General features: G+C 63.6%; 15 protein-coding genes and 1 pseudogene. 11 read left to right on the plus strand and 5 right to left on the minus strand.

What is annotated here, in order from left to right; translation table 11 throughout:
* Positions 1–312: 312 nt before the first annotated feature.
* Both ACP5H1_RS07030 and ACP5H1_RS07035 read left to right on the plus strand, forming a co-directional pair.
* Entirely contained in the window at positions 313–747 is a 435-nt protein-coding gene (locus tag ACP5H1_RS07030) for a hypothetical protein (protein ID WP_427973427.1), read from the plus strand.
* Positions 744–1,499, plus strand: a complete 756-nt coding sequence (locus tag ACP5H1_RS07035) for a PaREP1 family protein (RefSeq protein WP_427973430.1) — start codon at positions 744–746, stop codon at positions 1,497–1,499. The genes ACP5H1_RS07030 and ACP5H1_RS07035 overlap by 4 nt, the downstream gene beginning before the upstream one ends.
* 368 nt (positions 1,500–1,867) lie before the next feature.
* On the opposite strand, the gene ACP5H1_RS07040 is transcribed toward ACP5H1_RS07035, so the two are convergent.
* Entirely contained in the window at positions 1,868–2,257 is a 390-nt protein-coding gene (locus ACP5H1_RS07040) for a class II glutamine amidotransferase (protein WP_427973432.1), read from the minus strand.
* 40 nt (positions 2,258–2,297) lie between these two features.
* Positions 2,298–3,209, minus strand: coding sequence for a helix-turn-helix transcriptional regulator (locus ACP5H1_RS07045; RefSeq protein WP_427973435.1), 912 nt, complete (start codon positions 3,207–3,209; stop codon positions 2,298–2,300).
* 247 nt (positions 3,210–3,456) lie between these two features.
* Between ACP5H1_RS07045 and ACP5H1_RS07050 the strand changes: the two genes are divergently transcribed.
* Entirely contained in the window at positions 3,457–3,837 is a 381-nt protein-coding gene (locus tag ACP5H1_RS07050; protein ID WP_427973437.1) for a hypothetical protein, read from the plus strand.
* On the opposite strand, the gene ACP5H1_RS07055 is transcribed toward ACP5H1_RS07050, so the two are convergent.
* Together ACP5H1_RS07055 and ACP5H1_RS07060 are read right to left on the minus strand one after the other, a co-directional pair.
* On the minus strand, positions 3,834–4,349 hold the full coding sequence (locus ACP5H1_RS07055) for a class I SAM-dependent methyltransferase (RefSeq protein WP_427973439.1): 516 nt from the start codon (positions 4,347–4,349) through the stop codon (positions 3,834–3,836). The genes ACP5H1_RS07050 and ACP5H1_RS07055 overlap by 4 nt on opposite strands.
* Positions 4,350–5,081, minus strand: a complete 732-nt coding sequence (locus ACP5H1_RS07060; RefSeq protein ID WP_427973441.1) for a 5-formyltetrahydrofolate cyclo-ligase — start codon at positions 5,079–5,081, stop codon at positions 4,350–4,352.
* A gap of 73 nt (positions 5,082–5,154) precedes the next feature.
* On the opposite strand from ACP5H1_RS07060, the pseudogene ACP5H1_RS07065 reads away from it, so the two are divergent.
* From ACP5H1_RS07065 to ACP5H1_RS07075, 3 genes and pseudogenes are all read left to right on the plus strand, one after another.
* A pseudogene (locus ACP5H1_RS07065) lies at positions 5,155–5,603 on the plus strand (pyrimidine dimer DNA glycosylase/endonuclease V).
* A 73-nt stretch (positions 5,604–5,676) separates the two neighbouring features.
* Positions 5,677–6,336: a DedA family protein gene (locus ACP5H1_RS07070; protein WP_427973444.1), complete on the plus strand. Its 660-nt coding sequence runs from the start codon at positions 5,677–5,679 to the stop codon at positions 6,334–6,336.
* Between the two features lie 139 nt (positions 6,337–6,475).
* Positions 6,476–7,222 (plus strand): ABC transporter permease subunit, encoded by a 747-nt coding sequence (locus tag ACP5H1_RS07075; RefSeq protein ID WP_427973447.1) that lies wholly within the window; start codon positions 6,476–6,478, stop codon positions 7,220–7,222.
* Here the strand turns inward: ACP5H1_RS07075 and ACP5H1_RS07080 are convergent.
* A complete protein-coding gene (locus ACP5H1_RS07080; protein ID WP_427973450.1) occupies positions 7,214–7,357 on the minus strand; it encodes a hypothetical protein in 144 nt (47 codons plus the stop codon). The genes ACP5H1_RS07075 and ACP5H1_RS07080 overlap by 9 nt on opposite strands.
* Here ACP5H1_RS07080 and ACP5H1_RS07085 point away from each other — a divergent pair.
* From ACP5H1_RS07085 to ACP5H1_RS07105, 5 genes are all read left to right on the plus strand, one after another.
* Positions 7,338–8,228 carry a coenzyme F420-0:L-glutamate ligase gene (locus ACP5H1_RS07085; RefSeq protein WP_427973453.1) on the plus strand — a complete coding sequence of 297 codons (891 nt, stop codon included), beginning with the start codon at positions 7,338–7,340 and terminating at the stop codon, positions 8,226–8,228. The two genes, ACP5H1_RS07080 and ACP5H1_RS07085, sit on opposite strands and share 20 nt — an antisense overlap.
* Positions 8,229–8,346: 118 nt before the next feature.
* A complete protein-coding gene (locus ACP5H1_RS07090; RefSeq protein WP_427973455.1) occupies positions 8,347–9,543 on the plus strand; it encodes a radical SAM protein in 1,197 nt (398 codons plus the stop codon).
* Between the two features lie 19 nt (positions 9,544–9,562).
* On the plus strand, positions 9,563–10,222 hold the full coding sequence (locus tag ACP5H1_RS07095) for a restriction endonuclease (protein ID WP_427973457.1): 660 nt from the start codon (positions 9,563–9,565) through the stop codon (positions 10,220–10,222).
* Positions 10,223–10,530: 308 nt separating this feature from the next.
* Complete coding sequence (locus tag ACP5H1_RS07100; protein ID WP_427973459.1) at positions 10,531–12,444, plus strand: glycoside hydrolase 5 family protein; 1,914 nt, start codon at positions 10,531–10,533, stop codon at positions 12,442–12,444.
* Positions 12,445–12,486: 42 nt separating this feature from the next.
* A complete protein-coding gene (locus ACP5H1_RS07105) occupies positions 12,487–13,191 on the plus strand; it encodes an MFS transporter (RefSeq protein ID WP_427973461.1) in 705 nt (234 codons plus the stop codon).
* Positions 13,192–13,405: the final 214 nt, after the last annotated feature.

Below are 13,405 nucleotides of genomic sequence, written 5' to 3' on the forward strand. Positions count from 1 at the left end.
GCCTAAGGCCAGGCCCGCGGCCTGCCGCTGGACGAGCGGAGCGGGGTGGGCGCGTAACGCACTCACCAGCTATGAGGCAGTGAAGGTGAGGGCGGTAAGCCGCGAACCGGTGAGCCGCCCTGGGGAACCCCTGCCCTTCAGGGCGGGGAGGAGGTCAGAAACCTCGAGCAGAGGGCCTATCAGGCCGCTCACCTACTGTGGGGACGCGGTTAAATGTTTTGTACAGTACCCTGCGAGATGTAACGCCAACGCCCTTTGGGCCCCCTGCCGTGGAAATTTAAGTTCTTACGGCAATCTACAGCCGGGGCCCCTTTGAGGACAGAGGACGGGATCGTAAAGCTCTCAGACGGCAGCACCCTCTTACTTAAAGTGTTCATAGTCGACATAAGGGAGCTCGGGGGCTTCTCCCCCTTCGCTGGAGTGAACCTAGTAGTGAACGTCACGGTAGGGATCACGGTGAAGGAGGTGCCCAAGGAGCTCAGCAAGAGGGTTCAGGACAAGCCCGTGGTTGACTTAACCGTGCCGCAGGACGGCTGGGAGATGGTAGAAATTGATAGGGATCACAGCAGGCCGGCGGTCGTAGAGACTGAGTTCAACTCAAGCAAGGGCCCGCTGCTGGTCAGGGCTGAGGTGGAGGCTGTGATGGCCGCCCGCAACCTCAACTACAGGGACCGGCTCGGGGAACCTCTCTACTTTATCAGCTGGGTCTACAAGGTCTCGTGGAGGCCCAAGGGGGAGGGCGGGTGAGCCGGCCGGCCCCGGTGGAGGAGAGTTTGATCGGGCCTCAGGCCTCAGGGCAGCCCCAGGTAACGGTAACGCTCCTTTATCCTTTCACCATAACGGGCAACTTTGGCGCGCGGGGGGCCTCCGCAAAGGTCTCCTTGACCCTCACAGGGTTCGGGCCCCTCTGGGCCCTGGGACTTCAAGGGGTAGCCCTCGCATCAACCGTGCACCCCGCATGGCTGGAGCCGCTTGCGGAGTGGCCTGAAGTAAAGGACGTGGCGCTTCATCTTATTAATGTAGGCGAGATGAGCGATTTTGACAGGGAGTGGGTGAGGGCCTTGTCCGAGGCCACGGGGTGGGACGAGGATGACATAGTTGACGACCTGAAGGGCACTACCGTGGACCCGAGCCTGAGGGCCGCTAAATACGCCCAGCTCTTCAACAAGTATTACTCAGCCTCGATGGAGCACTACAACAGCGGAGACCTAGAACAGGCGGACGAGAAGCTGTACGCCGCCGTGCTGGCGCTCATAAAGTACGACGCGGCAAGGAGGGGGACCCCTATAGCTCACTGGAGCTATGGTAAGGTGGCCAGCTATGTTAGCAATAACGCGAGCCGGGAGGTCAGGGAGGACCTTTCAATGCTGTTGAAAACGGTTCACGAGCTTCACGAGTTCTTCTACGAGGGGTGCCCCGACCAGACGACGTGCAGAAATGATATTGACGTGGCGCTAACATTACTTAAGAGGTTAACTGGGAAATTGCTCAGCGGCTGATCCATTGCCAAGCCGCTACGCCTCCTGGCAGGCCCTCTGAAGGTACTCCGCAAGGGCCACCGCGCTGTTGTGCTCCCTGTCCCTGGCTGAGTACAGGAGGACAGCGCACCGTTTGTCCCTGCACTTTCATTTCACTCATTTCATGTTTATTCATGATCGGGCGCAGGGGCTTAGCCCTCGGCCGCCTGCCAGGCCTAGCGGCAGGCGGGTCATGGGGCCCCTTCGAGCCCAACGGCACGGGGCTCACATCCCCAGCCTCCTCGCCCCCGCCCTTCTGGGCATAGCCCACATCGGCGCGGGAGGTCATCCTTATATTAATTTTTGCCATAAACAGATATAAAAGGTTTTCTGTTAACGTGAAGAAGGATTCAGCCCTTGTCCTTGTCAAGGCCCTCCCTGTCGACCGAGCCGTTGTGGGCAAGAAGGTAGAGCCTCCTGCCGTCAGCGCTGAGGGCCTCATAGGGGTGGGAGTAAGTTATGCCTACCTTTGAGCTGTCCGAGGCCGCCCTGGCGTGCATTATGACAAGCTGCTCCCCGGCGGGCAGCTGAAGGGAGCCCGCGTCGCTGAGCTCATCAAATATGGGCCTCGCGCTCCTCCTGACCAGCAGCCCCTCGCGCGAGTAGGCCGCCATGCCCCACCCGTCGCCGTGGGCCTCGTCACGCCTCAGCACGTCCTTACGGGCGGCCCTGACGAGGCACGAGGCCAGCTGCCTGACCTCGCCCGGCGAGGAGGAGGCCGCCCCGAACATCCTGCACATAGGGCTCCCGGGGAGGGCGAGGCGGCGGGGCTCTTATGCCTCACCTGCAGCTTGGCCTCTTACACCTGTAGACCTTGACCCCTCCCTTCATGTACTCGTCTATGTAGCCCATGCCCTCCAGCTTGGAGAGCCTCCTGTACATGGGCGTCTTAGGTATGCCCGTGTCCTTAATTAGGTCAGAGGCCGTCGCCTCCCCTCCCCTCCTGGCCAGGGCGTCGAGTATGGCCCTGTCCCTGTCGTCAAGCGCGTTCTCGGGCCCGGCTGCCTCCCCCTCCCTGGACCCCCTGGCGGCCCTGAGGCCGAGGAACGCGGCGACCGCCGCTGCCACCACAGCCACGGCCGCTATCATGTAATACTCCGAGCCCGCGGGGCGCCTGGCGGTCGTGGTGGTCGGGGTGCTTGACGACGTGGTCACGGGGGCCGGCGCGGTAGTGGTAGTCACGGGCGACAGCATGTAGTCCACCGAGGCCTGGCCCTCGGGCAGGAGGAGCTCCGGGGAGCTGTCGATGTAGCTCACCTGTATGGGGAGCGGGCTCACCTGGACCGGGGCTGAGCCCGGAGGCATGACGAGCCAGCCCTCGCATGGCATGTAGAGCTGCGCCTGCCACAGGTCGCCGGTCTTTGAGGTGGCCTGGAGCGTCAGGTAGCTCACGTTAACTATCCCGGGCTCGTCAACCGCGACCTCCAGGTCAGTCCCGTTGTAGCTTATTGGCAGGGGCGTCGTGCCGTTCTCCACGGCCTGGTAAGCCACGGGGGAGGCCGCCGGGAGCACTATGAGCGCGGGGGCCCTGGTGACGTTGTAGGCCGCCCAGAGGCTCAGGTCGCCGGCCACATCTATGGAGGCGCGCGACGAGTAACAGACAGCCTGCGCCCTTGCGGCGGGGAGCACGGCCAACAGCAGTATAGCTATGGCTAGGGCGACGGCCATAAGCCTCATGATGGCGACCTGCAATAATAGGCTTAGCCCTGCTCTTAAGCTTAGCGGGTTAAGATGCCAAAAAAGACGTTAACCGCCCTCATAGTCTCACTGGCCGCAGCCGCCCCTCCTCTTCTTGGCCTTCTGCTCCTGGGACACCCTGACCACCGCGGCGCCTTTGATTAGGACAAATTATAAGGGGGAGTACTGACGCCTTGCGTGCCAGGCCTCCGCAACTTAAATGCATAAATGCCGCTGAGCCTATGCCTGGGTGGGGTGCGGCTTGAAGTACTCGACCTACCTGATGGTTGGGGCCCTGATCGCGGACCTGATCATAGCTATAGTCTTCCTCCTGGTGGCCCTGGCCGTGAGAGGGCCCGCCCTAAGGTATGACTTCTACGCCTTCTTTGGGGGCCTGATATTTATACTGATAGGCATGGCCGCCTCCCTCGGCCTCACCATGGCTGGCTACAGGAGGTCCATGCTTGCGGTGAGCGTCATATTTAACGTTGTGATCGCCTGGCTGCTGGTGCAGTCGAACCTTGACATAATCACTGAAGCCGTGAGCCTGCTGGCGGTCCTCATAAACCTGGCCATGACCGCCGTGGCCTACGCCTACATGAACAGCGGCAGGGAGGTGCCCCTGCCCATAATAGGCGCCTAGGGCCTCGCGTAGGCCTCGTCCTTCCCGGCGCGGCCAAGGTGCCTCCAGCCTTCAGGCCTGTAGTCGCTCACCCTGGGGACCAGGGTGACCAGCGAGGACCTGGAGACCCTGGCTATCTCTGCAATAGCAGCCGCGGGGTACTCGAGGAGGTTCACCACCGAGAAGGAGTAGGCCACGTCGAACATCGCGTCCCTGAAGGGCAGGGCCTCGGCGTTGGCCATGATGGCCGCGCACCTTTCAGGGCACAGGGCCGATATCCTCCTGGCGGCCAGCGAGAGCATGGACCCGCTGACGTCGACACACACAAACTCTTCCACGTCGCTCAGGAGGCCGGCGGACGCCATGTACTCAAGCAGGAGCCCCGTGCCGCAGCCCACGTCGATGACCCTGCCCCTGGGCGGCAGGAGCCTGAGGCCGGCCTCGTACTTCTCTACCTGCTCCTGGCCGTAGAGCTCGTCGTAGGCCTCCGCGCCGTAGTCATACCTGGCCGCCAGCTCCCTGTCGCCGACCAATTATGACCTCCTCGGCCACCTTCCCGTCCTCTGGAGGTAGGCCTTGAGGTACGGCGTGTCCTGGACCTTCCGGTCGCTCAGGTACTCCATGAGCAGCCCGGGGGGCCTGGGCTGCCTCGGCGAGACCCTTATGACTCTGGTGGGAGTCGCTATTATGTCAACAGGCACGTCGTAGGGCATGTGGGGGACGTCGCTGACCACCTGCACGTCGTGCACGCTGGTGGCTATGGGCGTGGAGTCGCCCACCTTCCCCATCTCCCTCAGCATGGCGTACTCGAGCTCGCTGTAGCCCTCCCCCTTGCCCACCCTGAAGCCGCTCGGCGACACGGCCACGGAGCCGACAACCACCAGGTCTATGTTAGGCGCTGACTCCACGTCTATCTTCTCGCCTATCCTAGTGAAGCCCGCTATTGATGAGGCGTAGCCCGGGTCCACCCTCGACGGGTCAAGGAGGTAGAACTGGCCCCGCAGCCTCGGCGTCGGCACGAGCACCAGCTTCCCGGCCCTCAGGGCCAGCTCCCTGACGGGCCTCTGCGGGGAGTCCGGGTTCACCTTGATTACCCTGGCTTTCCTGAACTCCTCAGTTGACGCCAGGTTCTCAGCGGCCCTCCTGGAGCCCACGAAGTTGGGTATCCTACCGTGGACAGGCCTTGGAAACGAGGCCACGTTGGTCCTCTCCATGAGGTCCCATACCATCTGCCTGAGCGACTGCTTCTCGTCAGCCGCGTCCAAGGCTCCCAGCTCTCGCCCTGAGTTATGGGCCTGAGGCCTTTTAGCCTGGCCCCGCGGCCTAAGCCCAGGAACCTTGAGGCTCTGGTCCATAGATCCGTCATACCTTGACGCCAGGGGTCTTGTAGCCCTCTGGAGGGAGGGCCTCCTGGCCCAGAGCGTGTTGATGGGCATGACCAGGGGCTACGTCAACCACCCGCAGCTGCTCAGGTTCAGGGCCACCGGGGACCCTGTGCTCTACATAGGCAGCTACCTCTACTACGTCTACCTTGAGGGGGTCAGGAGAGGCTATAGGTTTGACCTGGGCAGGATCGTTAAGTACAGCACCTCAGTGGAGAAGCTCCAGTAACGAGCGGGCAGCTCGCCTATGAGTTCAGGCACCTCCTCGCCAAGCTCGCTACAAGGGACCCGGAGAGGCACAGGGCGCTTGTCAACGTCAGGGAGGTGAGGCCGCACCCGCTGTTTTACGTGATTGAAGGCGACGTGGAGCCCTGGGAGAGGGTGAAGGAAAGTAAGGAAGGTTAAAAAGGAAGTGTTGAGGCAGGGACTTTAGGAGCAATTAAAATGCCCTGCACAGACACTGCATATGGGAGAACCGTTGAACGCTGTCCGCTGGCTCGCCGTCGCAGTAATAGCAATTGGTGCTGGGCTGGCGGCCTTCAAGGCCTTGAGGCCTGACTCAGCGCTGATATCGTATGTTGCGAGGCTGACGGAGCTCGCCATAGGCAGGCTGGGCTACGCGGGGGTCGCGGGTCTCATGGCCCTTGAAAGCGCTGCCGTGCCAGTGCCTAGCGAGGTCATAGTCCCCCTGGCGGCCGTCCACTTCAGGTCGCCGCAGGGGCTTATCAGCGTGGTCCTGGCGTCAACGGCTGGCAACCTGCTGGGCTCGGCGGCGCTTTACTTTATAGCAAGGGAGGGCGGGAGGGGACTCCTCTACAGGTACTCGTCGACCCTCGGCATAGGCAGGGAGGAGCTGAGGAGGGCCGAGGAGTTCTTCGCCACCAGGGGAGGCCTGGCAGTTATAGTTGGCAGGGTGCTGCCCGCCGTGAGGACGTACATATCAGCCCCTCCCGGGCTCTTCAGGATGGCCATCGCAAGGTTCCTTGCTTACACGCTGGCCGGCTCTGTGGCCTGGAACTCCCTCCTGGCCTGGCTGGGCTACAGCTTCGGCTACGCCATAATATCCTCGCCGTGGCTTGACTACGCCGGGGCCGCGGGGCTGGTGGCCCTTGGCCTCGTGATGCTTTTCAGGGCGTAGGTTCCAGCCAGCGTTTATTAGTGCTTCGGGCAGAGCAAGGGGCACCGCGGCCCTGGTCAACGTCGACCTGAGGGCCGGCAGGGCGACGCTGTTCTTCAGCATCTTCCCCGAGCCCGGGGCCAGGGAGTTCAAGGTCTACATGCAACAGGCGGAGCTCGGGCTCAGGGGCGGGATAACCAATTACACCGAGGCGCAGTACCTTGGCGAGTACGGGCCCGGCATATGGAGGGCCGAGGTCAGGGTCAAGCCTGAGCCATTGGTAATCATCACTGCGGTGCCCGTTAACTCAAGCTCCGCCGCAAATGAGACCACTAAGCTCTTGTCGCCCGAGCTCGAGCTCAAGTCGGTGGCCTTCCAGCCCATGGCCACAGCCGCCAACATAATGGCCAAGTTCCTGCCCCTCGTGGCCCTGTTCCTGACCAATGACCTGTTCGCGAGGCTCAGGGCCACCAGGGCCATAGAGTTCCTCCTGGCCAGGCCGATAACCAAGGGACAGCTGGTGACCTCGAGGTACTCCGCCGGCCTCCTGGCCCTGCTGATCTCCTCGCTGCTGGCCTCGGCCGCCCTGGGGATCATAGTTTACCTCATGGCCGGGCCCGTGGTGACCTTAAGCGACGTACTCGTGGTCTTCGCTGCCTCCTTCGCCAGCGCGGCGGCGTTTTACTCGCTCCTCTACCTCGTCTCGGCGACCACCAGGAAGCACTTCATAGCCGTGGCCGTCATCCTTTACCATAGTACTCTACCTGTTCAACTTCACCGTGATAGCGGCCGCCATAGCGCAGCGGCCCTGGATCATCTACGCCGGGCCCCTGGGGGCCGCGGGCTCGATCATAAGCGGCTACCTGGGGGCCTCCTCGCTGCTTCAGGCCAGCGTCAACTACTCTGAGGCCGCCGTCTCCCTGGCGGCGTGGGTGGTCGTCCCCATAGCGGCCGCCATAGCCGTGTACTCAAGGTCTGGCGAGCCATAATTACCTCCTGGCCACAGGGTGCTGGGAGGTACCTTGAGGGAGGCGTCCCTCATAGGCGTCGAGCTGCCCGAGGTCAGGAAGGGCGACGACCTGGCCTCGCTCATATGTTCCTCTGTAAGCCTCCGGGACCGCGACGTGGTCGCGGTGGCCAGCAAGGTCGTGTCTAAGGCCAAGGGCTACCTGCTTGACATCAGCTCAGTGAGGCCGAGCGAGAGGGCAACTAGGATAGCGTCGGCCCTGGGCATGGACCCCAGGTGGGTTGAGCTGGTGCTCAGCCAGAGCGACGAAGTACTGGGCGTCATACCTGTAAAGGAGCTCTACGACTCCGGCGTGCTGAGGCTCGAGGACGTGGCTTACGACGTGGAGGCCGCAAGGAGGGCCCTTGAGAGGTTCCCCTACCTCTTCATAGTGAGGCGCTCTGGCATGATATGGACTGACGCGGGCATAGACGCCTCCAACGTGCCCGGGGGCCTCTATGCTGTGCCTCCCCCGGACCCGGACGCCGAGGCCAGGGAGCTGTCCAAGGGCATAGCATCTAAGTGCGGCGCCAGGGTGGCCGTCGTCCTCTGCGACACCGAGGTCAGCGCGGCCGGCGCCTCAACAGACAGGGCCATAGGCTCCTACGGCATAAGGCCCGTCGACAGGGGGTTCGGGAAGCCCGACAGGAACGGGGTGCCCAAGTACGGCGGCGTCGACCATATTGCTAACGAGGTCTGCGCCTCCGCCGCCCTGCTGGCGAGGCAGACGAGCGAGTCAATACCTGTGGTAGTCGTGAGGGGCATAAGCTATGAGTGGTACGAGGGCGGCCTCAGGGACTTCTCCATGAGGCAGCCCGCCGAGGCGCTGAGGGCAGTGATAAGGGCGAGCCTGAGGGCCCTGGGACCCGACGCGCTGGCCAAGCTTGTCGGCGACCTCACTCCTTAAGGCCCAGGGCTCAGGCCACCTAGCCAGCGCCATTTTCCTCTGAATATAGAAAGCTTTTATCTCTCCCAGGACTAACTTATACAGGGGACAGCTCACGTTTGAGGACTTTGTTAAAAAGATGATGGACAGATTTAATTTTAACGTTGAGCCGGTCAACGGCCTTGAGCTGCCGAAGCCCGAGGGCCCCCTGCCCCTCTACGTTCACGTCCCCTTCTGCCCATTCATGTGCCCCTTCTGCGTGTTCTTCAGCGTCCCCTACAGTGAGGCCGCGGCCAGGGCCTACGTCAAGTCCCTGACCGCCGAGGTCGAGGGCCTCATGAGCCGCTGGGAGGGCGTCCGCTTCCCTGAGGTCTACGTGGGAGGGGGCACCCCCACCATGCTGACAGAGGGCGTGTGCGAGCTCCTCGACGTTATAAGGTCCTACCAGGGGACCGTGGAGGCCTCTGTCGAGGGCTCGCCATATGACGTTGACGACGACAAGGTATCAATGCTCGCCTCAGCCGGGGTTACAAGGATATCGCTGGGGGTCCAGTCCTTCTCCCCGGACAGGCTTGCCAGGCTTGGGAGGCCCAGGATAAGCTCGGAGGCCATACTCTCAGCCATAGGGGCCTGCTCTAGGGTAAAGACCGTCAACGTTGACATAATCTTCAACTACCCAGGGCAGAGGGAGGGGGACCTCGTTGACGAGATTGAGGCGTTTTACAACAGCAAGGCGAACCAGCTGACCCTTTACCCCATCATGCCTTCAATAAGGGAGCAGGCCACCATACGCCCTTGCAGTGAGGAGAAGGAGAGGGCCCTCTACAGGCTCGCCGTCAGCGAGGCCAGGAGGCTTGGCCTGACCCAGCTGACGACCTGGTGTTTCTCCAAGTCACCCAGCGGCCTCAAGGACGAGTATATAATTGACTCAGACCTCTTCGTTGGAGCCGGGGCGGGGGCCATGAGCCACCTCAGGGGGCTCTTCACCGCCAACACCTTCAACATATCCAAGTACGAGTCGCTCGTGGCCAGAGGAAGGCCGACCGTAAGCCTTGCCAGGAGGCTCAGCAGGGAAGAGGAGGAGAGGCTCTACGCGCTTTACGGCCTCTACGGCCTCAGGCTTGACAAGGAGGGCTTCAGGAGGAAGTTCGGGAGGAGCATCTACAGGGCCATGCCGAGGGAGCTGCTCTCAACGGAGCTGCTCGGGCTCGTCAAGGACACAGGGAGGAGCATCGTGCCCACCGACAGGGGGCTCTACGCGGTCAGCCTGCTCATGAAGCTCTTCTACATTAAGGTCTCCCACGTAAGGGCTATGGCTATAAGGGCGAGCCTCTGAGCCAGCGCCGGGATAACCATTGCTGGGCCCCGCCACCGACGTTGCCCTGGCCCTGCTGGACTCTGAGGGCTGCGTGCCCCTGAGCGACGTCGCTTCTGGGTCTGGGCTAAGCCGTGAGGTCGTCCAGGCCTACCTGAGCAGGATTGAGGAGGCCGGCGGCCTGAGGCTTGAGGGCGACTCCGCCTGTCCCCTCAACAGGGCCATCCTGGCGGCAGCGGCGGTGAGGCTCGGGGCCGACCCGGAGGCCGTGTCAAGGCTCCTCAGCTGGAGGGACTTTGAGGGGCTGGTGGCTGAGGCCCTGAGCGAGGCCGGCCTCCGCGTGTGGAGGAACCTCAGGGTGCCAGGCAGGGGAGGCCTCGAGGTCGACGTGCTCGGCCTTGAGGGAGACCGCGGCGTCGTGGTTGACTGCAAGAGGTGGTCCTACAGGTCGAGCTCGCCGTCAAGGATAGCGGAGGCCGCCTCGAGGCACGTTGAGAGGGTCATGAGGCTGATAGCCCTCTGGGGGTCCCTCGGGCTCCCAGGCACGCCAAGGAGGCTGCTGCCGGCCCTGGTGGTCCTCAGGGAGGACCTGCCAAAGGTTGTCAACGGGGTCGCAGTGGTGCCCGTGCTGCAGCTCAGCGGCTTCACCAGGGAACTTGAGGCGGTTATAGACGAGCTGGGCATCGACACGGGCCTTTAGAGGCTGCTGGCAGCCAGGCGGCCGTTGATGAAAGCTGCGTGAGCCCTGTTACCTTGCCGCGGCGGCCTCCACACAAGGTTCCCTGGGACGAAGAATGCCTTAGCTGTCATCCCAGCACTAACGCCGCCGCGGCGTGATCGCTGTTGCCGTGCATAAAGTCGCCTAACGTGCGGCCGCCCTCAAGGCCTAACCTTTACCTAACGGTCGGCACGCCTAAGGCCGTAATTGCGGCTGCCGCCGCGCTTCTAAGGCGCGGGCATTAGCAACCCTTTTAGTTTTATCAATGACTGCGCGCCCGGTGGGCCAACTTGAGGACTGAGGCCAGGGGGAACCTGGTAGTCACCGACGGCTCCTTCAGGTTCCTGCTCGGGGTCAACTACTGGCCAAGGAGGACCAACATAAGGATGTGGAGGGACTGGGACGAGGGCGCCCTGCTTGAGGACATAAATGCCATGAAGTCCATAGGCGTCAGGGCCGTGAGGCTGTTCCTCCTCGACCAGGACTTCGTGAGCTCCAGCGGCGACGTGGACCAGCGGCAGCTCGAGAGGCTCAGGTGGCTCCTCGACAGGCTCGGCGACAACAACATTGCAGGCTTCGTGACGCTCCTGGTGGGCCACATGAGCGGCAGGAACTGGGGGGTGCCGTGGGCCCCGGACAACGACATATACTCGCCCAAGGCTGTTGAGGGCGCCGCCAGCTTCGCCAGGCAGGTGGCAGAGAGGGTCAGGGACAGCAGGGGCCTGGGGGGCTGGGTACTGAGCAACGAGATGAGCCTGGTGAGGAGGGCCTCAAGGCCTGAGGAGGAGCTGACGCTGCTCAGGGCCGTCAGGCAGGCCATCGGCTCTGTAGACAGCGGTCACGTCTTCAGCGCGGGCGACGTGTCCGACAGCTACGGGCAGGCGCCCCACCTGGTCAGGGGGGTGACGGACTACGTGGGCCCCCACCTGTACCTCTACGACGGCGACCCCGTCAGGCACGGCTACCTGTACTCTGGCATGCTTGAACTGTTCTCCGACGACGGCCAGAATCCCGTCATGCTCGAGGAGTTCGGCTTCAGCAGCCTTCAGTACTCGGAGGCCGACAGGGCCGCCTTCATCTATGAGGCGCTCTACGCGGCCCTGGCCCACGGGGCCTCAGGGGCCTTCGTCTGGTGCTTCTCAGACTTCCCTGACGAGGCCGACATGCCCTACCTCTGGAGGCCCCTTGAGCTTGGCTTCGGCCTGTTCGACAGGGACGGGAGGCCTAAGCCCTCCGCCGATAGCTTCAGGAGGTTCTCAAGGGAGCTTGAGGTCCTCGAGGGCCTCGGCCTCGGGGGCCTCAGGAGGATCTCAAAGGCGTTGGTCGTGGCCCCCTTCTACGTGTTCGGCGAGTACCAGTTTGCCGACTACAGGAGGTGGCTCGGGGGCCTCCACCAGGCGGCCAGGCCCACCCTGCTGGCCCACCAGCTGCTAACCATGGCTGGGGCCCAGGCCTCGATAAGGTATGAGCCCGAGCTCAGGGAGGACGACCCGAGGAAGCTGGTCGTGTTCCCCTCAGCCATAAGCGGGCTCACCGTGACCTGGAGGAGGCTGCTCAGGCTCGCCGAGGGCGGGAGGCTCGTCTACGTCTCACTTCTCAGGGGCCTCGGCCAGATGGCCTTCATGCACGAGTCGGCCACGCACCTGTGGGGCGAGCTCTTCGGCGTTGAGCCCGCGCTGGGCGTGGGCTCCCCTGGGGTGAGGCTCGAGGGCTCCGTCAGGCTGAGGCTCGAGGCGGACCTGGGCGACCTGAGGGCGGGGCACGAGGTGGCCGTCGGGCTTCAGCAGCCGGTGCCGGCCTATGACGTCAGGCCCGTGGACGCCGAGGTGATAGCCACCGCCAACGGCAGGCCCATAGCGTTCGCCGCCAGGAGGGGCAGCGGAGAGGTGATACTGTCGCTGTTCCCGCTCGAGGCCGTGCTGGCTGACCTGTACTATGTAAGCGACTGGTCACCCTACGCCGCCCTCTACAGGGCACTCGCCGTGCAGGCCGGGGTTGAGCCCGCCGCCAGCGACGACCCCAGGGTTGAGGTGCAGGTCATGAGCGACGGCGGCAGGGGGCTCGCCTTCATGATAAGCCACTGGCCGGGCGAGCTTACGGCCTCGCTGCCGGTCAAGGGCGACCTGGTCGCCGGCAACTCGCAGGTGAGGGAGGGCAAAGCGGCGATGCCTCCCAGGGGCGTTGCAGTGATAAGGTTTGGCTGATAAGTTATTTACCCTCCCAGCTCACGGCTCCCCTGAGCCGCCTTGGGCGACTACTCCAGGGACATCTACATACTTGGCGCGGTGAGGACCCTCAGGAGCTTCAGCTTCGGCTACGTGGCCTTCCTGCTCCCGCTCTACCTTAAGTACGTGGGCTTCTCCTACGAGATGATAGGCATCTACACGCTCATAGCCACGCTCAGCAGCGCCGTCCTGACCCTGGCGAGCGGGTGGCTCGGCGACCTCTACAGCAGGAGGAAGGCCCTGGCCATAATGTCTCTGCTCCCCGCCGGCACCTACGCCATAGCGCTCTCCACCAGGAACTACGCGGCGCTCATGGCGTCCGCCGCCTTCGGGCTCACCATGAACCCCATCGGCGGTGGCTCGGGCGGCGGCCCGGTGGCGCCGCTCCAGACGGCCATGGTGGCCAGCAGGGTCGGCCCTGAGGCGAGGACGAAGGTCTACTCGTACCTAATGATGGCGGCCATAGCCTCCGCCCTGGCGGGCTCGGCCTTCTCAGGGGCCGTTATGAGGGCCTCGAGGGGCTACTACCTTGAGCTCTTCTCCATAGCCCTGGCTATAACTGTGGGCACCTCAGCGCTCGTGCTCCTTGTCTCGGAGGAGCCGGACAGGGCGCACAGGCCTGCCAGCGCCGTCCCCAGGAGGTCCGCCAAGAACATAGGCAAGGTCTCGCTGGCGGGCCTCTTCGGCAGCCTGGGCCTCGGAATGCTGACCTCCTCCCCGCCCTGAAGGGCGGGGGCTCCCCCAGGGCGGCTCACCGGTTCGCGGCTTACCGCCCTCACCTTCACTGCCTCACGGCTGGCGGGCGCGTTACGCGCCCACCCCGCTCCGCTCGTCCAGCGGCAGGCCGCGGGCCTGGCCTTAGGCCCGTTACCCCTACCCCTCGCCGGGGGTTGCCCTCCTCTCCCAGCCCCCTGGGACTCGGGGGTATGCAGCAGGGGCG

Source organism: Acidilobus sp., assembly GCF_049973875.1.
Classification (GTDB): Archaea; Thermoproteota; Thermoprotei_A; order Sulfolobales; family Acidilobaceae; genus Acidilobus.